Origin of the sequence: Burkholderia sp. MS389 (assembly GCF_016899425.1) — a bacterium.
GTDB lineage: Bacteria > Pseudomonadota > Gammaproteobacteria > Burkholderiales > Burkholderiaceae > Burkholderia > Burkholderia sola.
Window position 1 is genome coordinate 1442257 of record NZ_CP045995.1, and the last position, 26684, is coordinate 1468940.

Consider the following 26684-nt stretch of genomic DNA (forward strand, 5'->3'; position numbering starts at 1 on the left):
TCAATCCCACGCATAGCGCATGCCGACCCACGCGCCGCGCGGCGCGCCCGGCCCGACGAACTGCTCGTTCACCGGATTGGCGCCGTCGAACGTATGGTTCGCCCCGTTGAAGAAATTCTGGCCCAGTGCGCCGAAGCTCGCGTAGCGCTTGTCGAACAGGTTCGTCACGCTCGCGAACACCTCGAACCGCTTCGTGACCCGGTAACGCATGTCGAGATCGACCAGCACGTAGCCGGCGATCCGGCCGTTCACGTCGCCGTTGTTCTCGTCGCCGCGCGCGTACACGCCGCTACGCCACACGACGTTCGCGCCGATGTCCCACGCGGACGTCGCCGCATAGTCGAGCCGCAGTTTCACCGTATGCGCGGGAATGCCGGGGATGCGGTCGCCCGGCTTGACCGTCACGTTGCCGTTCGCGTCGGCCGCCGAATTGGCGGGGCTGTGTTCGGTCCACGACGATCGGTAGGTCGCATCGACATGGCTGTACGACAGCCCGACACCGAGCGGGCCGAACCGCGTGCGGCCGGCGAGCTCGATCCCCTGCCGCCGCGTATCGCCGACGTTGCGGAAGTAGCCCTGCGCGCTGGCCGGGCTGCTGATGAACTGGATGTCGTCGGTCAGCGTCGTGCGGTAGGCCGCGGCGCTCCAGGTCGTCGCCGTGCCGATGCGACCGCGCACGCCGGCTTCGAACGTCTTCGAGATCACCGGCTTGAGCGCCGGGTCGGCGATGAAGTCGTTCGGCAGCGAACACGGCGCGGCCGGGTCCGCGCACGCGAGTTCGATCGCGGTCGGCGAACGCATGCCTTCGTTGTAGGCCGCATACGCGGTGAAGCCCGCGACCGGGTTCCAGTTGAGCCCGACCGCCGGGTTGAAGCGCGAGAACACATGGGTGCCGTCGAGTAGCGGCTGCACGCCGCTCTCGTCGCCGATCTGCGCTTTCGACCAGTCGTAGCGGCCCGACAGCGTCAGCGTCCAGTGCGGCGTCAGCGACAGCGCGTCGCTCAAGTACACGCCGACATTCGCGTTGCGCGTCTTCGCGCTGGTCCGCGGGACGAAATCGCCGATGCCGATCGCCGCGCGCGCGTCGGTGAAAGACGCGTCCTGCGATGAGGCAACGTAGCTCGAGTTCGCGACATCGGCCGAGACGCCCGCGACCAGCCGGTTCGCCATCCCGCCGAGCTTGCCGAGCAGCGTGAGCTGCACGCTGCCGCCGTAGCTGTCGGTGACGATCGTCGATTGCGCGTTGCTGCCCTGCATCGTGTCGACCGTGCCATCGTCGTCCACCGATCCGTAATCCGTATTGTTGTTGCTGCTCGTGTTGACGTTGCGCAGGTGCCGGTAGTACGCATTGCCGCTCAGCTCGACGTCTTCGCCGAAAAAGCGCTCGCCCGACAGCGTCAGGTAGCCCGCGCTGTTGCGGTTCCGGTCCGGATACGTATATGCCTGCTTCCGGTTGTCGAGGAACGAGCGCGGGATCGTCTGGGTGCCGGACAGCGTGTTGTCCGCGCCGCCTGCGGCGATCGACAGCGTCGTGTCCGCATCCGTGTAGCGCAGCTTGCCGAACGCCTGCCGCACGCGGCTCGCGTTATGGTCGGCCCAGCCACCGTCGTTCGCGACGTTTGCAGTCGCGTAATAGTCCAGATTCGAGCCGATCGTCCCGCCCTGCTCGACGCTGGCGGTCTTGCGGCCCCATGAGCCGCCCGACACCTCCGCTTCGCCGCCCGGGCTCGACCTGCCGTTCTTCGTCGTGATCGCGAGCGCACCGCCGAGCGTGTTGAGCCCGTACACCGGGTTGGAGCCCGGAATCAGCTGCACGCGGTCGATCGCCTGCGTGGGCAGGATGTCCCAGTTCACGACGTCGCCGAACGGCTCGTTCACGCGCACGCCGTCGACGAACACCGACAGCCCCTGCGGCGTGCCGAGCAGCGGCGACGCGGTGAAGCCGCGATAGTTGACGTCCGTCTGGTACGGGTTGCCCTGCGCATCCGAGATCGTCACGCTCTGCAGGTTCGCCGCGAAGAAATCGGCGAGCGTCGCGCGGTGCTGCACGTCGAGTTCCGCCGCACGCACCGTCTGCACGTTCGCCGGCACCTCCGACAACGGCGTGCCGATCCCGAGCAGCGGCGTCGTGCCGACGACGACCACCGCGGGCAGCACGATGGCCGGCTCGGGTGGCGCGATCGCACTGCCGTCGGCCTGCTGCGCGCGCACGCTGCCGGGCGGCAGGCCGAACAGCGCCAGCGCGCCGACGGTCGTGCCGATGCATCGCGCACGCCGGCCGCGCCGCGTCGCGCCGGCGCGCACGGCGCCATTTGGTCTCCTGATCATTCCGTTGTCTCCGCACTTGTTTTCCGCCGGGCCGCGCGATGCACCGCGCGGCGCCGGGTTGTCGCGAAGCCTGCGTGCGAGAACCGTGCCAGCGCCGCGAGCGCAAGCGGTGCCCGCCGCGTCGCCCCTCGCTTTGCGAAACGCATGCGTTCGGCCGATGTCCCGCTGTTCTACGGACTGCGCCACCTGTCATGTTTGGCAACACTTCCCGCGCGACGGTGTACCTGAATGCAACACCTGCGCCGACGCCACGGCGCGGGTCGTCGATCGGCCCATCGCAAGCGATACGCCGGTGTGCCGCGCCACACCGGCTTCCTGCCGCGATGGCATGCGATTTGCGTGACGGGCAGTGCACTCGGCCCGGAAACCCCAACCGTGCCGGCGCGACGAATCGTTCGCGGCGGTGCGACCACAATGACCCAGGAGACAACCATGAAGAAACTCTCGGCTTCAGCGAGCCGGCTGGCGACGATCGGCATCGCGGTGGCAGCCGCCGTCGCGCTGAACCCCGGCCTCGTCGAAGCGGCCGCGGACTACCCGGCCGTGACCTACCAGCGCCTGACCGATGCACACGGCGATCCGGGCTGGCTGACCTACTACCGCACCTACGACGGCCGCTCGCATTCGCCGCTCAAGCAGATCGACCCGTCGAACGCAAAGGATCTCAAGCAGGTGTGGGCGTACAAGTTCCCCGCCGACCTGAAGCAGGGCTTCGAGGCCACGCCGATCGTCAACGGCAACTACCTGTTCGTGACGACGCCGAAGGACAACGTCTACGCATTCGATGCGAAGACCGGCAAGCAGCTGTGGAAATACGAGCCGAAGCTCGGCGCGGCGTCGTTCAAGACCGCGTGCTGCGACGTCGTCAACCGCGGCGTCGCGCTGTACGGCAAGAACGTCTACATCGCGATGCTGAACGGCGAAATCGCGGCGCTCGACGCGCAGACCGGCAATCTCGTGTGGAAGAAGCAGATGTTCGAGCCGGGCCTCGGCTACGCGTTCTCGCTCGCGCCGCTCGCGATCGACGGCGCGATCGTCGTCGGCACGTCCGGCGGCGAATACGGGATTCGCGGCTACATCGCCGCGCTGAATCCGGAAGACGGCTCGCAGGTCTGGAAACGCTACACGATCCCCGCCGCCGGCGAAAAGGGCGCGGAAACCTGGCCCGACGGCATGCAGAGCCACGGCGGTGGCGCCGCGTGGCTGACCGGCACGTACGACGCCGCGTCGCGCACGCTGTACTGGGGCGTCGGCAACCCCGGCCCGTGGCTCGCGGCGCTGCGCCCCGGCGACAACCTGTATTCCGACTCGCTGCTCGCGCTCGATGCGAAGAGCGGCAACCTGAAGTGGCACTACCAGTACACGAACAACGACACGTGGGACTACGACGGCGTGAACGCGGCCGTCCTCGCGGACATCAAGTACAAGGGCAAGGACTACGACGCGATCATTCACGCGGATCGCAACGGCTTCTTCCATGCGATCGACCGCACGACCGGCAAGCTGATCTACGCGACGCCGTTCGTGAAAGCGTTGTCGGTCACCGGCTACACGGAAGACGGCAAGCCGATCCAGGACGCATCGAAGTTCCCGAAGGCCGGCACGACGATCGAGACGTGCCCGAGCTTCCTCGGCGGCAAGAACTGGTGGTCGATCTCGTACGACCAGGAACGCAACATCGCGGTCGTGCCCGCGCTGCATGCGTGCATGAGCCTGACCGGCAAGTCGGTCAGCTACATGGAAGGGCTGCCGTATCTCGGCGAAGGCTTCGAGATCAAGCCCGAACCGGGCAGCGAAGGCTACGGCGAACTGACGGCCATCGACGTGAACACCGGCAAGAAGCTGTGGAGCCACTGGTCGAAGAAGCCGTGGAACGGCGGCGTCGCGACCACGGCGAGCGGCCTCGCGTTCAGCGGCTCGCTCGACGGCCACCTGTACGCGTTCGATACGGCGACCGGCAAGGTTCTGTGGGAAAGCCCGCAACTGGCGAGCGGCATCATTTCGCAGCCGTCGGTGTACGAGGTCGACGGCAAGGAATATGTCGCCGTGCTCGCCGGCTATGGCGGCGCGAACCCGATCTGGGGTGGCCCGATGGCGGACATCGCGAAGGACGTTCCGCGCGGCGGCACGCTCTACGTGTTCGCGCTGAACTGACCCGGCGCCACGCCCGAGTCGCGCCCGCATGCGCCCGATGCGGGCGCGACGCCCCACCCGCTTCAACCGGACACACCACCATGAATACTCGCCTCACTTCCGTTACCGTCGCCAGTCTGCTCGCCGTGGGCGTGGCGCTGACACCGGCAGCCGCGTCGGCCGGCGTGCGCGTCTGCACGCTGCCCGGTAGCCCGACCACTGCGCTCGACCGCTCCGTTGCGCGCGAAGTGTTCCGCGCCGCGGGCATCGCCGCGACCTTCAACACACGCGGCGTCGACGACAACGGCGACGACGACGGCATCTCCGCCAGCGAGCTGACGAAATCGCTCGAACGCGACTGCGACGTGATCGCCGGTTTCCCGCGTTCGGCGATCGCCGATGCGTCGGGATCGAAAATGACGTTCTCGCAGGGCTATCTGCGCTCAGGCTACGTCAGCGTGTCGCTGCCCGATGCGCCAGCGCCGTCCGGCGCCAAGGAAACGATCGCGGCCACGTACGGCAGCCCGTCGCAACTGATCGCCGCGCAGCAGGCGAACGCACGCTTCGACCTCGAGAACACGAGCGAGAAAACGATCGGCGCGCTCGCCGCGGGCCGCGCGCAGCGCGCGATCGTCTGGTATCCGAGCGTCGTCGCGTACGAGCGTGCCCATCCGAAACAGCGGTTCAAGGTGGCGGCGACGTCGTCGCCATACTCGGACTGGCAACTGTCGTTCGCATTCGGGCCGGGCAAGGACGCGCTGCAAAAGCGCATCGACGCGACGCTGTCGCAGATGAGCGGCAACGGCCGTCTCGCATCGCTCACGCGCGGCTGGACGCTCCCCGCCGATATCGCGCAAGCCGCCGCCACGCACGTGCCCGGCCGGTTTCTCGACGGCGCGATCGCGTCCGCGCAGCGGCCGGCAAGGAGCGGCTTCATCAAGGTGTCGACGAGCGAAGGCAGCGGCGTCCCGTCGTTCGACCAGGCACAGGTGCAGCACGGCAAGAAGCTCTACGGCGACGCGTGCGCGAAATGCCACGGCGACCAGCTCGAGGGCAATACCGCGCCCGCGCTGAGCGGGGAATCGTTCGCGCCCGAGGGCAAGTCGCACATCACGGTCGGCGGCATCTTCCTGTACATGTCGAGCAACATGCCGGCCGATCGCCCCGGCAAGATGAGCGCACAGGAATACGAGGACCTGATGGCGTTCCTGCTCTACTCGAACGGCTACGACGCGTCGCAGAGCAAGCTGACCGCCGATATCGCCAACGCGTCGAAGGCGCCGCTCATCGCCGGGCCGCGCAAGTAACTTTCCCGCCCGCTTTCGTTTCGGTCGACCGCCGCGCCGGGCAGCCTGCCCGGCGCGCGGGCCCGGCTTTTTCTTTTCATTTCATTTCGTTCAGGACGACATCATGATCTCCCGCCATCGCAGAACCTTCATCGTGCAGGCCGCCGGCCTGTGCGCCGCGCTCGCGGCCGGCACGCGCGCCTTCGCGGCCGCCCCGCCCGTCGACGAAAACGACGCGACAGCGAAGACGCTCGGCTACCGCGCAAAGGCGACGACCGTCGACTCAGGCAAGTTCCCGAAGTATCAGGCGGGTCAGACGTGTTCGAACTGCCGCTTCTACAAGGCTGCCGCGGGCGAAGCCGTCGGCACGTGCCCGATGTTCGCGGGCAAGACGGTTGCCGCCGAAGGCTGGTGCAACGTCTATGCGAAGCTCGCTTGATGCCGGGCCCGCCCGCGAGCGCGACGACGCGTCGCGTCGCGGCGCGGACGCCGAACGCGCGGTGCATCTGCATGCGCTGATCGCGCTGGGCATCGACCGCGGATACGTGACGCACGGCGAAATCGCCGATGCGTTGCCCGATGCGTTGCCGGATAACGCGGCCGAACGCGCGGATGTCGACGCAGCCGCGTCGATGCTGCGCGAGTTCGGCATCGACGTACGCGAGCATGCCGGCGAGCACACTGGGTGGACGCTCGACCGTCATTTTGCGCAGGCGTCGGAGGTGGCGTCACCGCTCGCCGACGCATCGACGCCGCTCGCGGCCGACGACCTGCTCGCGGGCCGGACCAACGATCCGGTCCGGCTCTATCTGCGGGAAATGAGCGCAACGCCGCTGCTCGAACGCGACGAAGAGATCGCGCTCGCGCTCCGTCTGGAAAGCGGACGCGCCGCCTGCATCGACGCATTGAGCCGCGATCCGGCGGCGCTCGCGACCGTCGCGGCGATCGCGGACGACATCCGTGCCGGCAAGGCGGCGGCGTCGGTTTACGTGACGGGGCTTACCGGTGAGATCGAATCGCCTGCAAGTACGCCGTCGATGTTGCCCGACGATCCGGCCATGGCGTCGCCGGCGCCGGACGATGCGGCCGGCCCTTCCGTCGACAGCGACGCGTGGCGCGATACGGTCGTCGAAGCGCTCGAGCGCGCCGGTGCGCTGGCGCCGGCCATGCAGCATGCATTGCACACGGACGGTTTCGCGTCGGCCGCCAGCCGGGCGCTGCTGCGCGAAGCGGCCGCGTTGACCGGCGCCATCCGCTTCACGTCACGCGCGATCGAACGCATCGGACAGGCGAACCGCGAGCGCGCGACCCGAGCGCGCACGTTCGAAAAGCGGCTCGTCGACACGCTGGCCGCTGCGGGCATACATGCCGAATCCGCGCGCCACGACCTCTTCGCGCCGTGCGACGACGTATACGCATGGCTGCACGCATGCGGCACCGCGCATCCCGACTGCGCCGGCGCCCTCGCCCGCCATGCGCCGGCGCTAATCGACGCGCGCGGCGCGCTCGCGCGCGGCGCCGCTCAGTCGCCGTTGCCGCTCGACATCGCGATCGCGCTCGACGCGCGGTGCTCGCGTATCGAGCGGGCGATGCAACCCGCGAGAACGAAGCTGTTCCAGAGCAACCTGCGGCTCGTCGTGTCGGTCGCCAAACGCTATGCCGATCGCGGCCTGCCGTTCTCCGACCTGATCCAGGAAGGCAATATCGGGCTGATGAAGGCCGTCGATCGCTACGATCACCGGCGCGGCTTCAAATTCTCGACCTATGCGACCTGGTGGATCCGGCAGGCGATCACCCATGCGCTCGCCGATCTGGGCCGCACGATACGCGTGCCCGCGCATACGGTCGATACGCTCAACAAGCTGTCGCGGCTCGCACGCATCCATCGGCAACGAACCGGCGACGTCGCCGACGCGCGCGCGCTTTCCGCGCAGATGCGGCTGCCGGTCGACAAGGTGCGCGAGCTGATGGGCATCGTGCGCGAACCGATCTCGGCCGACCTGCCGGTTTCGCCCGATCACGACCTCACGCTGTGCGACGTCACGATCGACCCCGACGCGCCGACGCCGGAAGAAGCCGCGAGCGCCGGCCAGTTGCGCACGGCGGTCGCGGCGCTGATCGATTGCCTCCCCGCGCGCGAAGCATGGATTCTTCGCCTGCGCTACGGGATCGACGTCGACAACGAGTATTCGCTGCGCGAGATCGGCCGGCAACTGAACCTGTCGGCCGAACGCGTTCGTCAGCTCGAGGTGGCGGCGCTCGAACGCATCCGGCAATTCCGGCACGCACCAGCGCTGCGCTCGCTGCTCGCCTGACGCGCCCGCGCCGGGCGAGCACGCGACGGCTCGCACACCGAACTGCTCAGGACTGCAACACGCCTGCTGCATTTGTGAACGCCGCACCGCATCGCGCTACCGTCCGCAAACCCGACGGTTTGGCTGGATCGGGCGTCACGCGCCCGGCTGTCGCGGCTTTCGCCGCAGCCGCGCACCGGTCGCGCAACTGGCACGCATGTTGCGTTTTCCCAGGCACCGTCAGGAATTACACGAACGCAGGGAGACTCGCTTGTCCAAGATCGAATCGGTTCTTCACGAAACCCGTCAGTTCGCGCCGCCCGCGGCGCTCGAGCAGACGGCGACCATTTCCGGCATGCCGGCCTATCGCGCGCTCGTCGCCGAGGCCGAGCAGGATTACGAAGGCTTCTGGGCGCGTCTCGCGCGCGAGGGCCTCACGTGGCACAAGCCGTTCACGACCGTGCTCGACGAGCGCAACGCGCCGTTCTACAAGTGGTTCGACGACGGCGAGCTGAACGCGTCGTACAACTGCCTCGACCGCCACGTCGAAGCCGGCCACGGCGAACGCGTCGCGGTGATCTTCGAGGCCGAGGACGGCACCGTCACCCGCGTCACCTATGCGGATCTCCTCGCGCGCGTGTCGCGCTTCGCGAATGCGCTGAAGCAACGCGGCATCGGCAAGGGCGATCGGGTCGTCATCTATATTCCGATGTCGATCGAAGGCATCGTCGCGATGCAGGCCTGCGCGCGCATCGGCGCGACCCACTCGGTCGTGTTCGGCGGCTTCTCCGCGAAATCGCTGAACGAGCGGCTCGTCGACGTCGGCGCGGTCGCGCTGATCACCGCCGACGAGCAGGCGCGCGGCGGCAAGACGCTGCCGCTCAAGAGCATCGCCGACGAGGCGATCGCGATGGGCGGCTGCGAAGCGGTCAAGAGCGTGATCGTCTATCGCCGCACCGGCGGCCAGATCGACTGGCATGCGGATCGCGACCTGTGGATGCACGAGCTGACCGACGGCGAGTCCGACCGCTGCGAACCGACCTGGGTCGGCGCCGAGCATCCGCTGTTCATCCTGTACACGTCGGGCTCGACCGGCAAGCCGAAGGGCGTGCAGCACAGCACGGGCGGCTACCTGCTGTGGGCCGCGCAGACGATGAAGTGGACCTTCGACTGGAAACCCGACGACGTGTTCTGGTGCACGGCCGACATCGGCTGGGTCACGGGCCACACGTACATCACGTACGGGCCGCTCGCATGCGGCGGCACGCAGGTCGTGTTCGAGGGCGTGCCGACGTATCCGGACGCCGGCCGCTTCTGGAAGATGATCGACGATCACAAGGTCACCGTGTTCTACACCGCGCCGACCGCGATCCGTTCGCTGATCAAGGCGGCCGAGGCCGACGACAAGGTGCATCCGAAGAGTTACGACCTGTCGAGCCTGCGCATCATCGGCACGGTCGGCGAGCCGATCAATCCGGAAGCGTGGACGTGGTACCACAAGCACGTCGGCCACGAGCGCTGCCCGATCGTCGACACGTGGTGGCAGACCGAAACCGGCGGCCACATGATCACGCCGCTGCCGGGCGCGACGCCGACCGTGCCGGGTTCGTGCACGCTGCCGCTGCCGGGCATCATGGCCGCGGTGGTCGACGAGACGGGCCAGGACGTGCCGAACGGGCAAGGCGGGATTCTCGTCGTCAAGCGGCCGTGGCCCGCGATGATCCGCACGATCTGGGGCGATCCCGAGCGTTTCAAGAAGAGCTATTACCCGGAAGAGCTCGGCGGCACGCTCTATCTGGCCGGCGACGGCACCGTGCGCGACAAGGAGACCGGCTACTTCACGATCATGGGCCGGATCGACGACGTGCTGAACGTGTCGGGCCACCGGCTCGGCACGATGGAGATCGAGTCGGCGCTGGTATCGCATGAACTGGTTGCCGAAGCGGCGGTGGTCGGCCGTCCGGACGATACGACGGGCGAGGCGGTCGTGGCGTTCGTCGTGCTGAAGCGTTCGCGCCCGGAAGGCGACGAAGCGGCGGCGCTCGCGAAGACGCTGCGCGACTGGGTCGGCAAGCAGATCGGGCCGATCGCGAAGCCGAAGGACATCCGCTTCGGCGACAACCTGCCGAAGACGCGCTCGGGCAAGATCATGCGGCGCCTGCTGCGCTCGCTCGCGAAGGGCGAGGCGATCACGCAGGATACGTCCACGCTCGAGAATCCGGCCATCCTCGAGCAGTTGAACCACGCGATGTGACATCGCCCGCCACGGCGGGCCTATCGCGTCACCGCGGCGCCGGAGCACGACCGCTTGCCCGTTCATCACGCCGGGGCGCGCGGCCGCGCTCGCGCCGGCGACGAGCATCGCCGTGCGTTCCCCGACGGCACGGCGTGCAGGCGGATCGCAGCACTTTCGCCACTGCATTTTTAATTAGTTGTACGTATTACAACACTCACAAAACGGAGACAGACGATGAAGGGAATGACACCGACGATGTGCGCGGCGCTGCTTGGCGCGGCCGCAAGCACCAGCAGCTTCGCGCAGAGCAGCGTCACGCTGTACGGCGATCTCGACGCCGCGTTGCTCTATACGAGCCGATCGCTCGATTCGGCAACCGGCGGCAACGCCGGCCGCCAGTTCGCGCTGACCGACACGGGCATGACGCCGACCAACTTCGGCATCACGGGCACCGAGGATCTCGGCGGCGGGCTGCACGCGCGATTCAAGCTGGAAAGCGGCTTCAACATCACGGACGGCGCGTTCGGCCATTCGAACGGCAACTTCTTCGGCCGTCAGGCGTGGGTCGGGATCGACGGCGGCTTCGGCGAGACGAAGGTCGGCCTGCAGTTCTCGCCGTTCGTGCTCGCGATCCTCGGATCGGATCCGCGCAACGTCTCGCACTTCGGCGCCGCGCTGGTGCCGTACGTCGACAACGTGCTCGTCACGGGCCTCTTCAACCCGAACGCGATTTCGTACACGAGCCCGACGATCGCCGGGCTGACGGCCAGCGCGATGTTCGGCTTCGGCGGCAAGGCCGGCGACTTCCAGGCGGGACGCCAGTATTCCGGCAGCCTTACCTATACGAACGGCGGCTTCATGCTCAACGCGGCGCTCTACGACGGCAACGGCGGCACGACGCCGACGCCGGTGCCGAGCACGGTCGCGTTCGTCGGCCGCACGATCGGCGCCGCCTATACGTTCGGGCCGGTAACCGGCAAGGCGTCGTTCACGAGCTACAAGGTCGCCGGCTCGTTCAGCAACAACGTGTATAGCGCCGGCCTCGACTATCGCGTCACGCCGGCCCTCGACCTGAACACGGGCGCGTGGTACACGACCGACCGCAACGATTCGCACAACCATTCGCTGCTCGCCGCGATCGGCGCCGACTACAGCCTGTCGAAACGAACGGGCCTGTATGCGCAGGTCGGCGTGGTCAACAACCACGGCGCGATGAATACGGGCCTCGGCATCACGGGCGGTGCGTTGTACGGGTTGCCGGGCACGACGGTCGGCGTCAACGCCGGCATCCATCACGTGTTCTGATATCCCCCGAGGACGGGCGGCCACCACGCGCTGCCCGTCCGGCCACGGAAACGTCGCGCAAACGCCCCGCCCGGCGCGGGCCCAGTCATCCTGCGCACCGATCTCGATGTTTACCCGACCTCAAGTCCTCGGCCGCGCGGCCGTCAAGTCAGGAACGCATGCGCAACATCCGCCGGGAACCCGGCGCGCGTGCCCTCAAGGAGACCCACCAACGTGAACTTCTTCGGAATCGGCCGCGGCCGCCGTTCGTCGCGCGCGCTCGTCGGCGACATCGCCGAACAGGCCGGCAGGCTCGGCATCGAGATCTGCGACGTATCGGGCCACGTCGAGGAAGTCGCGGCACGCGTCGCCCGGCAGGCGGAGGTCTGCCATACGCTGCGCGAATCGGCCGCCGTCACGCTGCGCGGCAACCACCGGATCGCCGAGGCCGCGCAGCAGGTGCGCGACGTCAGCGCCAATGCGTCGAACGCGGTCCGGCAGTCGCAGCAGACGATCGAGGCGTCGCTCGCCGACATTCACGGCCTCGTCGAGGGCGTCACCACGATCAGCGACCAGATGGGCGCGCTGCGCGACGCGCTCGGTCACGTGCGGGCGGTGTCCGAGGAAATCTCCGTCATCGCGAGACAGACCCACCTGCTCGCGCTGAACGCCGCGATCGAGGCCGCGCGCGCCGGCGAGTCGGGCCGCAGCTTCGCGGTCGTCGCGGCCGAGGTCAAGAACCTGTCCGCGAAAACCGGGCAGGCGACGGCCCAGATCGAGACGACGCTCGCGCGGCTCGCCGAGCAGACCGAACACCTGCTCGCGGAAGGCACCGACAACGCCGCCCGCGCGCATCGCGTGCGCGAGGGCACGCGCACGATCGGCGAGGTCGTGCACGCGACCGGGCACGCGATCACCGAGCTCGCGGGCGAAGCCGAACAGATCGCGTCGTTGACGGACGAGATCGAGGCGCAGTGCCACCGTCTCGACGAGCAGGTGGGCGAGATGGCGTCCGGCGTCGAGAATTCGGCCGACAACTTCTCGCAGGCCAAGGACCGCCTCGGCAATCTGCTCTCCGTCTCCGAGACGCTGATCGAGCTCACCGCCGCGACCGGCATCGAATCGCCGGACACGCGCCTGATCGACACCGCACGGAGCACGGCCGCCAAGATCGGCAAGCTCTTCGAGGACGCGGTCGCCCGCGGCGATATCGCACTCGACGCGCTCTTCGACGCGCACTACGAACCGATTCCGGGCACCGACCCGCAACAGTTCATGACGCGCTTCACGGCGTTCACCGATCGCGTGCTGCCGGCGATCCAGGAGCCAGTGCTCGACGTCGACCCACGCGTCGTCTATTGCGCGAGCTTCGACCGGCAGTGCTACCTGCCGACCCACAACCGCAAGTTTTCCCTGCCGCAGCGTGCGGACGCCGCGTGGAATGCGGCAAATTGCCGAAACCGCCGGATCTACACGGACCGGACGGCGCGCATGTCCGTCGCGCATGACAAGCCGTTCCTGTTGCAGACCTATCGGCGCGACATGGGCAACGGCCAGTTCGTGCTGATGAAGGACGTGTCCGCGCCGATCGTCGTCGGCGGACGGCCGTGGGGTGTGCTGCGCATCGGCTACACGGTCTGAATCGGCGCTACTGCTCCAGTCCCACGCCCAGCGGCCGCTGGTCGCTGCGCCCGTGATCGTCGACCACCCGCACCGTATAGCTGCCGGCCGTGCGCGGCTGCCAGAACAGCGCGTCGCCCGGCCCGCTGCGGCCGACATACGCGTCGTTGACGAACCAGTACAGCGCATGCGCGCTCGCATCGGCGGTCGCGTTGAACGCGATGCGCGTGTCGTCGGTGCTTTTCACGCGCATCGCATACGTACTGCCGCGCAGCGGCGACGTGATGCGCGGCGGGTCGCCTTCGACCTGCCCGGCATCGCGACAATCCGCATTCTGCGGCGGCCGCCGGCGCGGAATGCCGGCCTGCGCGAACACCTGCTGCAAGTCCGACGGCCAGAACTCGAAGACCTCCGTATGCGTGCGCTTGCCGTCGTACGGCGGGCACGCGGCCTTCCCCGTCGCGTCGTCGATCACGACGGGCCGGTGCACGGTGCTCACCCGGATCGGCGACGTGCCGGGGATGAACCACGTCCAGCCTTGCTGCGGACACCACTCGTTCGGCAGATCGCCGCTCGCGAGGCAGATGCGCACGCGCTTCAGTTTCGGCGGCACCGCGCGCGGCGGCTCGACGACGGCCCGCTCGGCATTCAGCGCATCGACGACCTGAAAGAACAGCGGCGCGGCCGCATCGACACCGACGAACGCGGTATTGGTCGAATTGTCGAAATTGCCGACCCACACGACCAGCACGTACGGGCCGAACACGCCGGCCGTCCACGCGTCGCGGAACGACCATGACGTGCCGGTCTTCCAGTACACGGGCACGCTCGACGGCTGCGCGCCGCTCGTCTCGTCGGGGCGCAGGTGCTGGCGCAGCATGTCCATCGTCATGTAGCTCGCTTCGGCGCTGAGCAGGCGCCGGCCGGGCAATGCCGGCTCGTCCGCGCGCAGCCGCAGCGGCCGGAACTCGCCGCGGTTCGCGAGCATCGCGTACAGCGCCGCGAGATCCTGCATCGTCACTTCACCGCCGCCGAGCACGAGCGCGAGCCCGTAGTGCTGCGCGCTTGCGAGCCGGCGCACGCCGGCGTCCTGCAGGAACCGGTACAGGTCGGGCGACTTGAGCTGCGACGCGACCCATACGGCCGGCACGTTGCGGCTGCGGTTCAGCGCGTCGGTCGCCGTGATCGGCCCGAGGAAATGACCGTCGAAGTTCTCCGGCGCATACGGGCCGAACGACGTCGGCACGTCGCGCAGCACGGTCTGCGGATGCAGCACGCCCTGGTCGAAGCCGAGCGCATAGATGAACGGCTTGAGCGTCGAGCCCGGCGAGCGCCGCGCGAGCGTGCCGTTCACCTGCCCGTCGATCGTCCGGTCGAAGAAGTTCGCGGAGCCGACCAGCGCCTTCACGCCCATGTCGCGCGTATCGACGAGGATGGCCGCCGCGTTGCGCACGCCGCGCGTATCGTTGCGCGCGACGTAGCGTGAAATCTGCCGTTCGAGCGTGCGTTGCAGGTCGAGATCGAGCGTCATCGCAAGACGGGCGCCGCCATCGCCGTCGCGGTTGCCACCGTCCGCCGCGCCGCTCGACGTCGTACGCCACGCGCTGCGCGCGGCCAGCGCCTGGTCGACCGCATGCGGCGCGTCGAACGGCAGCGCGGACAGCGGCCGCATCGCGAGCGGCAACGCGAACAACGGCTTGAGCGACGCATCGCCCGGGTGCTTCGTCAGCCAGCGCGCATAGAGCCGATTGCGCGACGCGGCCAGCGCACGGTTGATCTCGTCCTGCCCGCCGCGCACGCGTCGCGCCGGGTCCTGCGGAATCACCGCGAGCGCGAGCGCTTCGGGCAACGTCAGCGCGTCCGGCATCCGGTCGAAATAGACGACGCTCGCGGTGCCCGCGCCTTCGACGTTGCGGCCGTACGGCGCGTCGTTCAGATACGCTTCGAGAATCTGCCGCTTCGAGTAGAACAGTTCGAGCTGCACCGCGCGGGCAACCTGCTCGAGCTTTCCGGCCGGCGTGCGCGTGTTCAGCTTCCACAGCGAGCGCGCGAGCTGCATCGTCAGCGTGGAGCCGCCCTGCGGATTGCCGCCGCGCACGTACGTGATCCACGCACCGCGCGCGAGCCCGTACGGATTGAAACCCGGATGCCACCGGAACCAGCGGTCCTCGTGCAGCATCACCGCTTCGACGAGTTGCGGCGACATCCGGTCGAGCGGCACCCACAGCCGGTAGCGGTCGTCCTTCGCGAGCGTCAGGCGCAGCAGCCGGCCTTGAGCGTCCGTCACCGCGACCGACGACGGTTTCCAGTCGCGCAGCGGCGGATGCGGCCACAGCCGGCACGCGGCCAGCACGCCGAATCCGAGCAGCGCGCCGACGAGCCAGTTCTGCCAGCGATGCAGCCAGCGGCCGGCGCCGTGCAGCGCGCGCCGGAGCACGGATGCGTCAGCCACGCGCGGCCGCTCCTGGCGACGTGCGCGACCTGCAACGCGGATGAAACCGCCCCGTCATCGCACGCGCTCCACCGTCAGCGCCGTGCCGCCCGGCGCCTGCGCCTGCACGCGGCGGTCGTACATCGATTCGCCGTAAGCGGGCGGTGCAATGAAGCGGCCCGCGTTGCTCGCCTTGATCCGGTAGACGAACTCGCGCACGTCGGTCGTCGCGGTGCCGTAGATCACCACGCGATCCTCGCGGATATCGGCGAACTGCGGCTGCCACGTCGAGCCCTTCACGCCGATCGGCGAATGCCACGGTGCATCGGCCACCGGCGCCGACGCACTGCCGTCGCCGTTGCCGTCCTGCGTATCGGTCACCGGCGGCGGCGCGATCACCGGATCGAAGCCGCCCGGCAGCAGGTCGACGATCGCGACGTTGCCGACGTTCGCCGAACCGGTCGCGCGAATCTTCAGGTGTACGTCGATCTCCTGGCCGAGCGCGATCCTCGCGAGCGGCTTGCCGTCGGTATCCGTGTAGTCGCGCACGATCTCCAGCCCGTTCCTGATCGCCTTCGTCGACGTGCCGCGGTCGTAGCCCGACTGGCTCGCGACCCACCACGCCGGCAGCGCGCTGCCGTTCACGAAGTCGACGCGCGACGCGCCGGCCGCCCACGTGCCCGAGCGCACGAGGTTCGCCTGAATCGACGACACGTCCTTCGGCGCTGCGCCCGCGCGCACCTCGTTGATCGCGAGCCGGTCGAGCTGGCCCGCGTTCGACGCCGCATACGCGTCGAGCGCGAGAATCGTCATCGCCGACGACAGCGTGTTGTAGCGGTTGTCGACGAGCGGCGCGGCGAGGTTGTCCATCGCGCGCGGCGACAGCTTGCGCACGCGCTCCGGGAAGTGCTTCGCGAGCAGGTACAGCACGCTCGCATCGCGCGTCAGCGGGTCGATGTAGTAGCCGGCCGCGTCACCGCCGTCGGACGCGCGCTTGCGTTCGAGCAACGCCTGCGGGCCGGCAATCAGCGCGGCGGCCTCCTTGTCCTGCTTCAGCAACTGATACGACGCGGCGAGCCACGCGGCCGCGAGATCGTTGTTCCAGTCGTTCGGATAGGCCGCCTGCAGCCGCTTCTGCACGGCCGCGAGGCTGTTGGTCGTCACGTTGCCCTGGCGCGTCAGCAGGTACACCGCGTACGCGCGCTGCCGCAACAGGTCGAGCGAGCCGAGCGAATCGTTCGCGGCGAGCCGCTGCAAATACGCGTTGCCCGCGTCGAGCATGTCCTTCGGCACCGCGATGCCGCGCTCGCGCGCATCCAGCAGCACGTGCATCGCATACGCGGACACGAACGGATCGGCATCGGGCGTCGCGCTCCACAAGCCGAAGCCGCCCTGCGCGTTCTGCCGACTGTGGAGCACGCCGAGGAACTGCGCGATCGCGCTCGCATTCGCCGCATCGACGCCAGCCTCGGGCGCATGCATCGCGCTCGTCAGTGCGCGCGCCGACAGCCATTTCGCCGCGAACACGCGCGGCACGGCCGCGCTCACCATCTGCTCGCTGCAGGAATGCTCGAAGTTGACGAGATACGACGACAACCCTTCGGTCAGCACCAGCGGCGCGGTGGAAATACTCGCGTCGCGCGACGCATACGCGTCGTACATCGACCGCAGGTTCGGCACGCCCGTCTTCTTGCCCGGGTCGAGCCGCGCGATGTCGAGCTGCGTGCGGAACGCGGCGGCCGGCCGCACCGACACGTCGACACGCTGCTGCGCACCCTTCGCGCCGTAGCGCGCGCCGAACGACAGCGCGCCGGAGCCGAGCGTATCGGTCGCCTTCACGCGGAACAGCGCGACGCCTTCGTGCTGCGGCGCGAGCGCGACGTTCTGCGTCGCCGGCCCGATCACCTGCAACTGCGGGCCCGTCTTCAGCGTGACCGCGACCGGCACCGGCTGGTTGCCGACGCCCGTCAGGTTGTTCGCGACACCGACGCTGACGTCGGCCTCGTCGCCCGGCGCGAGCGTCGTCGGCACGTTCGGCGACAGCACGAAATCGCCGCGCACCGTCGTCGCGCCTTCGAACGTGCCGACGAGATCCGGCGACACCGACACGGCCATCACGCGCAGCTTTCCGTTGAAGTAGTCGGGCACCGTGTAGCTCAGGCGCGTGTCGCCGTTCACGTCGACGATCCCCGACCAGTAGACGACCGGCTTGTCGCGCTTGCGCTTGAACGGATTCAACTGGCGGCCGATCGCGTCGTCGGCGTCGCCGCCGGGCGCGGCCATCGCCATCAGCTTCTCGAAGTCCGGCAGGATCAGGTCGAGGATCTGCGACGTGCCGACTTCGAGCATCCGCTTGCGGAAGAAGAACTTCAGCGGATCGCCGAGCTTGTAGCGCGCGACCTGCAGGATGCCCTCGTCGACCGCGAACACCACGACCTTCGCGGGCTTCGCCGAATGCACGGTGAAGTTGACGGTATCGCCCGGCTTCACGAGCGCCGGCGCATCGACGCTCACCGCGTTGCGGCGCGCATCGAGGTTCACCGAGAACGGCACGACGCCGTAGCTCAGCGGGCTCATGAAGATCTCGTCCGACGACGGATCGCGAATGTATTGGACGTTGATGTAGCCGTTGCCTTCGAAGCCGGCCGGCACCGTGATGTGCTGAATCGAGCTCGTCGTGTCCGCATGGAACCACGCATGTGCATACACCTTGTCGCGCTCGATCGTGATCAGGCCGCTGCCCGCGTAAGGCGCGCGGATCGCGATTTCCACCTGTTCGCCCGGCTTGAAGTCGTGCTTCGCGAGGCTTACCTGAAGCTCCGCGTTGCGGTCGAGCGAACGCGTGACGTTCGCGGCACCCGTGACCGAATACTCGATCCGGTTCACCGCGGCGCCATCGACGCGGCGGATCACGAGCGCATAGCTGCCCGGCTTGTCGGTGCGCAGCGCGTAGTCGAGCCCGGCTGCCGGAATCGACAGCGGCTTCTCGTCGACCGGCACTTCCTTCAGCCGCGAATCGTATTTGTACGCGCCGGAATCCTGCTTCGTCAGCACCGACACGTAACGCTGCTCGACGAGCTGCGCGCGCAGGTCCTTCACGTCGATCGCCTTCGCGCCCGGATCGATCGCGACGAGCCGCACCGTGCGCGGGCTGCCGCGCTTCACGTAGCCGAGATCGTCGACCGACTTGTAGCCGACGAGCCAGTCGTTGTTCGACACGAGCGTCTGCGCGTTCGCGGCGACGTTGCGGCCGCCTTCCGCTTCATACGCCTTCGCCTGGAAGTAGAGCTGATAGGTCGCGTCCGCGTACTTGTCGAGATCGAGATCGAATTCGGCATGGCCCTTGTCGTCGGTCGTGCCGTCCTGCAGCGCGGTCGTGTAGCCCTCCTTCGCGCGGCGTGCGTCGAAGAAGTGATACCCCTGCCAGCTGCGGAACGACGGCCACACGGGGCGCAGCGTCAGCGTCGCCGCGACGCGGCGTTTCTCGGCCGGCGTGCCGAACAGGTTCTGCGCATCGACGATGCCCTTCAGCCCCTTCGGCTTCACCCACCCTTCGACGACCTGCTGCGACAGCTTCGCGTCGACCTTCATCCGGTCGGGCAGGAATTCCTTCACCTGCACCGTCGTGCTGCCGATCGGCTCGGCGCCCGGCTGGCCGTCCTTCACGATGTACAGATTGACCGTCCACGTACCGGTCGGCGCCGTTTCGGCGGTCGTGTAGCCGATCTCGGTGAAACCGGTCGCGTCGACGGTCACCGGCTTGCGCTCGACGGTCATCCCGCGCGGGTCGACGATCTCCGCCTGCAGCGGCACGCCGGCCGGGCTGCGCGCCCAGTTGGCCGCACGCACGATCAGGCCGATATGGAATGGATCGCCGGGTCGGTACAGCCCGCGATCCGAGAACAGGTACGCGGACAATTGCCCCTGGCCCGTCGCGTTGCGTTCGCCGTCGACGTCGAAGCGCGAGAAGTCGAGCTGGCGGTCGCGGCCGGCCACCGGCAGGAACGACAGGTCGGTGTCCTTCTTCACGACGTAGAGCTGCGGACGCTTCTCGCGGTCGAGCCCCTTGAACGCGGGGAAATGCACGACGCCGTCGGCGCTGGTGGTCTGCGTGAACAGCGCCTGGCCGTTCACCGCGAGTACCGATACGGTTGCGCCCGCAACCGGCTTGCCCGAGCGGATCGACTGGATGAACACGTCCTGGCTGCCATCCAGCGCCTTCTTGACCAGCATCCCGAGATCGGTCACGACGATCAGCCGCGTGTCGCCGAGTGCGTCGTCGCCGTCGTCGCCGTTGCCGCTGCTGTCGCCCGAATCGGCGTTGTCGGACTGATCGTGGCTGCCGTCATCGGACGCCGCGTCGCCATCCTTCGCATCGTCGGCCTTCTTCTTCTCGGCCGCCGGATCGTACTTCGACAGGTGCAGCAGGAACACGCCGCGCTTGCCGTCCTTCAGATACTGGCCGAGGTCGACGCCTTCGTAATGGGCGCGGCCCGGGTCGCCGGCCGGGAACGCGCGAGTCTGCACGAAACGCTCGACGATGTGATCCTCGCTGAACGAATACGACAGTTCGGGCCGCGCGTACGTGCCGTTGTTGAAGCTCACGAGATGCTGGATCTGGTCGGGCAGCACGCGGCCGATCTCGACCTTCATCCCCGGCAGGTTGCGCGACACGACCGACAGCCGCTTGCTGCCGCTCATCGACAGCAGCGAGCCATCAGCCATGAAGCGCAGCAGCTTCGGATAGTCGGGCACCGTGAACGCGGTCGTCGCCGCCTCGGCGAGCAGGTAACCGCCGGCCGATTTAAGGTTGCCCTCGATTCGCACGACGATACGATCGCCCGGCGTCGCGTGATACTTGAAGCTTTGCAGCGTCGCGTAGTCGTTCTCGGTGGGCACCGCTTCGAGCGGCAGCGGCTTCGACTGCTTCAGCACCGCGTCGCTGACGTCGGCCAGGTTCCATTCGTACGGCGGATCGTCGGCCGACTGATCGACACCCGGCTTGCGCTTCGGCAACACCCACGCCTTCGCGCGCGCGGCCAGCTCCGCGCTGCGCACGCCGTCGGACGCTTCGGCGACGAGCACCTGCTCCGGCTCGTAACGCTCGTTGTCGACCAGCGTCGGCGCGATATTGCCGATCGACAGGCTGTACAGCCCCGGCACGTCGACCGACGCGTGCAGCACATCCGGCGTGCCGTTGCCGCCTCGCGCGCTCTTCACGCCCTTGTCGACGTCGAGCCGCACTGCCAGCGGATCGCGCGGAATGTCGAGCGGCTGCGAGTAGACCCACGCGCTCGTCTTCATCTTGTCGTAGTTGACCGTATAGCGCAGCGGCGACACGGTCTTGCCGTCGCGGCCGACCAGCGCGAGGCCGATGCGCTTCTCGAACTCGGCCGGATCGACCGGGTAGTTGAAGCGCAACTGCAGCAGCGCCTGCTTCTCCGCCGGATTGTCGGGGTTCTGGTAGAACTGGTTGTCGCCGAACGTCGCGGCGAACGCCGGCACGTCGAACGCGAAACGATCGTCGCGCATCGTCGCCTGCGGCGCGAACACGCGATGCACGGCGAAGCGCACCTCGACGTGCGCGCCGACCGGCCAGTCGGCCGCCGGCGTGAAGCGCAGCGTCTTGTCGTCGGCCCACTCCCACGCGCCCTTCAGCGCGGGTGTCATCTCGATGCCGTCGCCGGCCGGCTTGCCGACCTGTTCGATCGGCGCGGCCGATCGCGAGAACGCCACTTCCAGCGGATGCACGGTGATCTTCGGCTTGTCGGTGTCGTCGACCTCGTAGGTCGTGATCGCCGGCGCCTTCACGGTGAAGCCGACGGTTTCGGGCTCCGGCGGCTTCGGGCGATGCTTGAACCAGTAGCCGCCGTAACCGAGCGCGGCCGCGAGCAGCACGATGCCGCCGGCATGCCACGGGCGGCGGCGCACGGCCGCGGCGGTGACGCCCATCCATGCGGGCGCCGTCCACGACACGTCGCCGACCAGCGGCCGCAGCGCGCAGCCGAGCAGCCACCAGACGAAGCCCGCCGCGCGAATCGGCAGGAGCAGCAGGAAACGCAGCAAATCCATTTTGTTATTTCCTTGTCAAGGACATGCTGCCCAAGCGGCAACCTTCCCCGAATCGTTATGGGTCTGTGACGGCGCGGCCCGGTTGCGCCGTGATGATTGGGTATCTTCGACCGGATGCTGGGCGCCATTATCGATCAGACCCGAAACGATGGAAACAGCGGTGTGCCGGCGCGCAACGCCCGCCGGTGACCGGCCGGTCGGGCGGGCATCGGGCGGATGGCGGGCCGCCGATGTCCGGCCTCCGCACGCGGCCGCGCCGCGTTCGCTAGAATGCGCGGCTCGGCAGGATCGAATCGAAACGAAAGGAAACCGCTTGAAACTCCCGTTCGAATGGCAGATCGGGCTGCGCTACGCGCGCGGCGGCCGGCGCTCGGCCGGCGACGGCTTCGTGTCGTTCATCGCCGGCGCCGCGATGGCCGGCATCGCGCTCGGCGTGGCCGCGCTGATCGTCGTGCTGTCGGTGATGAACGGCTTTCGCACCGAGGTGCGCGACCGGATGCTGTCGGTGCTCGCGCATGTGGAAATCTTCTCGCCGTCCGGCGCGATGCCCGACTGGCGGCTCACCGCGCACGAATCGTTACAGAATGCTGCGGTGCGCGCGGTCGCGCCCTATATCGACGCGCAGGCGCTGCTGACGAACGCGGGCAACGTGACCGGCGTCGCGCTGCGCGGCATCGATCCCGTGCTCGAGCCGCGCGTGTCCGAGATCGCGCGCAAGCTGAAGACGGGCCGCCTCGACGCGCTCGTACCGGGCGAGATGGGCATCGTGCTCGGCGCGGCGCTCGCCGATGCGCTGCACGTGAAGATCGGCGACCGCATCACGTTCTTCGCGCCCGGCAATGCCGCGCGCCTGGGCGACGCGCTGCCGCGGTTCCGCCAGTTCAACGTGGTCGGCACGTTCGAGTCGGGCCACTACCAGTACGACAGCGCGCTCGCGTACATCCACATCCGCGACGCGCAGCAACTGGCCAACGTGCGCGCGCCGACCGGCATCCGGCTGCGCGTCGACGATCTGCAGCGCGCGCCGGAGATCGCGCTGGCGCTGTCGCGCACGCTGTCGGGCAACCTGTATATCCGCGACTGGACGCAGCAGAACCGCACGTGGTTCGAAGCCGAGCGGCTGCAGAAGCGGATGCTGTCGCTGATCCTGATGCTGATCGTCGCGGTCGCCGCGTTCAACCTCGTGTCGTCGCTCGTGATGACGGTCACGCAGAAGCAGGGCGACATCGCGATCCTGCGCACGCTCGGCGCGCCGCCCCGCGCGATCATGAAGATCTTCGCGATCCAGGGAATGACGATCGGCCTCGCCGGCACGCTGGCGGGCGTCGCGCTCGGCTGCGCGATCGCGGTGAGCATCCCGGTGGTGCTGCCGGCGGTCGAACAGTTGCTCGACATCCGCTTCCTGACGCCGTCCGTGTATTTCCTCAGCGCGCTGCCGTCGAAGCTGTCGGCGCTCGACGTGATCGAGATTGCGTCGGCCGCGTTCCTGATGTCGTGCGTCGCGACGCTGTACCCGAGCTGGCGCGCCGCGCGGGTGCGGCCGGCCGAGGCGCTGCGCGACGAGTAGAGGCCATTGGCGCGGCGTTACGCGGTCTCGTGGAAACCGACGCTGCTGCCGCCGTCGGGCGTGTAGCCGGCGAGCACGTCGAAGCCGACGTTGACGAGTTCCATACGCATGCCGTAGGACGTGTTGCCGGATGCGTCGACGAAAATCGCCGCACCCGACGACAACTGGCGCGCGGTGCTCAGCAGCGCGAGCGTGCCGCGCGCCGTGCCGGCCGACGGCTCGATCGTCAGCGTCGTGCCGTCCTGCGTGGTGAAGTGCCCGCCGGGCGGCACGGGCGGCGGGTTGTCCGCGACCGACCGGTTGAGCAGGCTCATGAAGTGAAAGCGTGCGTCGGCGCCCTGGCTCGCCGCCGCGCGATCGCTGTCCGTGAACGCGTCGCCGCGCACGGCCGCACCTTGCGCGGCGATATCGACGGCCTGCTCGTGAAAATCGCGCGTCGCGAGCACGAGGCCGGCGTTCGAATTCAGCGTCGACTCGATCCACGCGCGATCGCTGTCCGTCATCGTCTTCGACACGACCTTGATCCGGCCGTCGTCGGTCATGAAGTCGAACGGCGCATCGGCCAAGTCCGGCCGCTTCGCGACGATGTCCTGCAGGCTCGTCGCGAGCATATCGGTCACGCCGCGCAGCTTCATCGTCAAATCGCCCACCATCGACAACTGTTTCGTCATCGCCGCCTGCAGCGCGTCCGGATCGATTGCCCGGACGCTGATCGGCGTGTCTTGCTGCGCGCCGGACGCCGTCGTGTCCGGCGTCTCGCGCCCGGCGAGCGCCGCCTGCGCCATTTGCGCGAGCGTAAGGCCGCCCGCCGCCGTAACCGGTATCGTCATTGCCCTCTTTCTCTCTCGTTTTCAGCCTGTTTTTCCCTGTTTACGGACGGATTGCCGGGAAGTTGAGCACACATGCGCACCCATATCGAAACTTTGTTTGATTCAAGCTAAAAAAGTTTGACACGAACATTTCACTGAGATAACTTTTGCGCAAGCTTCCGGAAAGCAATCCGGCCAGCGTGCCGACTCGCGTCGCGCTTTCCTGCCGTTGCAGCACCGTCGTTCGCAACACTCCCGCCTCATCGCATCGTGCCGTTCCGTTTCATCCGAAACCTGAAGGAAGCCAGGGCATGCCCGCATTTGATTCGCACTCCTGTATTCGTAGCGAACCGCCGCACTGACGATTCCCGTTCGGGGCGATGCGCTCGCCTCGACGCCGGCCGGATGCGCGCCGCCCGACGCACGCCGGCACCGGGCGAGATCCTTATCCATCTCGTCCGCCGTTTTTGATGGTGCAGTTCCGCTTCATCCGACGCAGCACCCGGCCAGGCCGCAGGGGGCGTATCGCGAGCCGGCCGGTTCCAGACAAACACAAGAGACGAGGTCGATTCCATGAACATTCATCGAACCGGAGTACGGCGCGCATGGCTGCCCGCGCTCGTGGCGGCCGCGACGCTCGCCGCGTGCGGCGGCGACGACGGCGGCAGCGTGGCGGGCGTGTCAGCGCTCGCGCAGGGCCAACAGGCGGGGGCCGCCGCCGCGGCCGATCAGTCCAATACGCAATCGCTCGCGTCGCGCTTTTCGCCGTCCGGCGTGCCTTACGCGAATCCGGCGAGCGGCGGCCGCTACAAGCCGGTGATCAGCAACGGCCAGGTGCAGCCGTCGCTGTCCGGCGGCACGATCGAAGAGAACGCGTGGGTCGACACGCCGGTCGATTCCGACGGCGACGGCACGCGCGACCGCATCCACGTGCGCATCGTGCGGCCGTCCGAAACGGCGAACGGCGCGCGCACGCCCGTCATCGTGCTCGCGAGCCCGTATTACGCGGGGCTCGCCGACAGCCCGAACCACGACGTCGACGTCGAACTCGACGGCACGCCGCATCCGGCCTCGACCGCCGGCGCCGCGGCATCGGCATCCACGCGCATCCTCGCCGCCGCACCGCAAACCCGGATGCTGCAGCAGCTCGAGGCGGCCGCCGCCGGCCGTTCATGGATCGAGAGCTACTTCGTGCCGCGCGGCTTCACGATCGTCTATGCGGATTCGCTCGGCACCGCCGGCTCGGATGGCTGCCCGACGATCCTGACGCGCGACGAATCGGTCGCGATGGCGTCGGTGATCCGCTGGCTCGGCCGCGACGCGACCGCGAAGGACGCGAACGGCAAGACGGTCGTCGCGAACTGGTCGACCGGCCACGTCGGCATGTACGGCGTGTCGTACGACGGCACGCTGCCGAAGATGGTCGCGAGCCTGCGCACGCGCGGGCTCGACGCGATCGTGCCGATCGCGGGGCTGTCGAACATGTACGGCTACTACCGCTCGGGCGGCCTCGTGCGCGCGCCGGAAGGCTATCAGGGCGAGGATGTCGACGTGTACATCAAGGCGCTGCTGACGAACGCGCATCCGGAGCGTTGCACGCACCTGATCGACGAAGCGCTGCAGCAGGAAGACCGCAAGACCGGCGACTATTCGCCGTTCTGGGCCGCGCGCGACATTCCGACCGCGTTCGCGGTCGCGCCGGCGCTCGTCGCGCAAGGGCTGACCGACGACAACGTGCGCGTCGACCAGTCGACGTCGTGGTATCTGGCGATGCGACGTCAGGGCGTGCCGACCCAGCTGTGGCTGCATCGCCTGAAGCACACCGATCCGACCCGCGTGCCGGCGATGGCCGACGCGTGGACGGCGGAGGTGAACCGGTGGTTCACGCGCTACCTGATCGGCTATGACAACGGCGTCGAGCAGGATCCGCGCGCGGTGGTCGCGCAGGCGGACGGCACGCTGCTGAAGGAAGCCGACTGGGCCGCGCGCCACGCGACGCCGGTCACGTACTTCGCCGGCGGCGACGGCGCGAGCACCGGCACGCTGCTGCGACTGCCGAGCGGCGGCCCGCTCGCGCGCTTCACCGACGATGCGCGCATTCCCGCGCTCACGCTGGCGAACACGCCGACCGGCGAAAACCGCAGCCGCTTCGAGACCGCACCGCTGACGGCCGCGGCACGCCTGTCCGGCACCGCGACCGCGCGCGTCAGGCTGACCTTCACGGGCGTCGCGAACGTGACGGCGCTACTGGTCGACCGTGCGCCGGACGGCACGGCGACGATCGTCACGCGCGCATGGACCGACCCGCGCAACCGGCTGTCCGAGTGGGTGTCGCAACCGGTGCTGCCCGGCATGCCGTACGACCTGAAGCTGACGTTCATGCCGCGCGACTACCAGTTGGAAGCAGGCCACCGGCTGGGACTCGTCGTCCTCTCCAGCGACTATGAAGCGACGTTGCGGCCGACGCCGGGCACCGGGCTGACGCTCGATCCGGCCGGCACGTCGGTGACGGTGCCGCTGGCGTCGCCGTCGACGGGCGCGTAATCGTGCGCCGTCTGCCGGCGTAACGGCGCCGCGTCCCCCGCCCGCATGCCCGTCGATGCGGGCGGGGGATCGCTAGATGA

At 68.4% G+C, this 26684-nt stretch carries 13 protein-coding genes; 9 read left to right on the top strand and 4 right to left on the bottom strand.

Annotated features, from left to right (window positions below; all coding sequences use genetic code 11):
• Positions 1–2328, bottom strand: coding sequence for a TonB-dependent receptor (locus GJG85_RS22870; RefSeq protein ID WP_050012258.1), 2328 nt, complete (start codon positions 2326–2328; stop codon positions 1–3).
• Positions 2329–2760: 432 nt separating this feature from the next.
• Here GJG85_RS22870 and GJG85_RS22875 point away from each other — a divergent pair, with 432 nt between their 5' ends.
• The 7 genes from GJG85_RS22875 to GJG85_RS22905 all read left to right on the top strand — a co-directional run bounded on the left by GJG85_RS22875 (position 2761) and on the right by GJG85_RS22905 (position 13202).
• Positions 2761–4482, top strand: a complete 1722-nt coding sequence (locus GJG85_RS22875) for a methanol/ethanol family PQQ-dependent dehydrogenase (RefSeq protein ID WP_050012257.1) — start codon at positions 2761–2763, stop codon at positions 4480–4482.
• Between the two features lie 80 nt (positions 4483–4562).
• Positions 4563–5768, top strand: a complete 1206-nt coding sequence (locus GJG85_RS22880; protein ID WP_204384446.1) for a c-type cytochrome — start codon at positions 4563–4565, stop codon at positions 5766–5768.
• A 103-nt stretch (positions 5769–5871) separates the two neighbouring features.
• Complete coding sequence (locus GJG85_RS22885) at positions 5872–6186, top strand: high-potential iron-sulfur protein (RefSeq protein WP_124631577.1); 315 nt, start codon at positions 5872–5874, stop codon at positions 6184–6186.
• On the top strand, positions 6170–8062 hold the full coding sequence (locus tag GJG85_RS22890; RefSeq protein ID WP_204384448.1) for a sigma-70 family RNA polymerase sigma factor: 1893 nt from the start codon (positions 6170–6172) through the stop codon (positions 8060–8062). The genes GJG85_RS22885 and GJG85_RS22890 overlap by 17 nt, the downstream gene beginning before the upstream one ends.
• A 250-nt stretch (positions 8063–8312) precedes the next feature.
• Positions 8313–10295, top strand: a complete 1983-nt coding sequence (gene acs, locus GJG85_RS22895; RefSeq protein WP_204384450.1) for an acetate--CoA ligase — start codon at positions 8313–8315, stop codon at positions 10293–10295.
• 216 nt (positions 10296–10511) lie between these two features.
• Complete coding sequence (locus tag GJG85_RS22900) at positions 10512–11582, top strand: porin (RefSeq protein WP_050012252.1); 1071 nt, start codon at positions 10512–10514, stop codon at positions 11580–11582.
• Positions 11583–11795: 213 nt separating this feature from the next.
• Complete coding sequence (locus GJG85_RS22905; RefSeq protein ID WP_050012251.1) at positions 11796–13202, top strand: methyl-accepting chemotaxis protein; 1407 nt, start codon at positions 11796–11798, stop codon at positions 13200–13202.
• Between the two features lie 7 nt (positions 13203–13209).
• On the opposite strand, the gene pbpC is transcribed toward GJG85_RS22905, so the two are convergent.
• The gene (pbpC, locus tag GJG85_RS22910; protein ID WP_089489656.1) at positions 13210–15633 is read right to left on the bottom strand and encodes a penicillin-binding protein 1C; all 2424 of its coding nucleotides are present in this window, start codon (positions 15631–15633) and stop codon (positions 13210–13212) included.
• A gap of 54 nt (positions 15634–15687) precedes the next feature.
• The gene (locus GJG85_RS22915; RefSeq protein ID WP_204384451.1) at positions 15688–21684 is read right to left on the bottom strand and encodes an alpha-2-macroglobulin; all 5997 of its coding nucleotides are present in this window, start codon (positions 21682–21684) and stop codon (positions 15688–15690) included.
• A gap of 313 nt (positions 21685–21997) precedes the next feature.
• Between GJG85_RS22915 and GJG85_RS22920 the strand changes: the two genes are divergently transcribed.
• Complete coding sequence (locus GJG85_RS22920; protein ID WP_204384453.1) at positions 21998–23251, top strand: lipoprotein-releasing ABC transporter permease subunit; 1254 nt, start codon at positions 21998–22000, stop codon at positions 23249–23251.
• 17 nt (positions 23252–23268) lie between these two features.
• Here GJG85_RS22920 and GJG85_RS22925 read toward each other — a convergent pair whose 3' ends face one another.
• On the bottom strand, positions 23269–24081 hold the full coding sequence (locus GJG85_RS22925; protein ID WP_050012248.1) for a hypothetical protein: 813 nt from the start codon (positions 24079–24081) through the stop codon (positions 23269–23271).
• 552 nt (positions 24082–24633) lie between these two features.
• Between GJG85_RS22925 and GJG85_RS22930 the strand changes: the two genes are divergently transcribed.
• Positions 24634–26604 (top strand): Xaa-Pro dipeptidyl-peptidase, encoded by a 1971-nt coding sequence (locus tag GJG85_RS22930; protein ID WP_050012247.1) that lies wholly within the window; start codon positions 24634–24636, stop codon positions 26602–26604.
• Positions 26605–26684 lie beyond the last annotated feature (80 nt).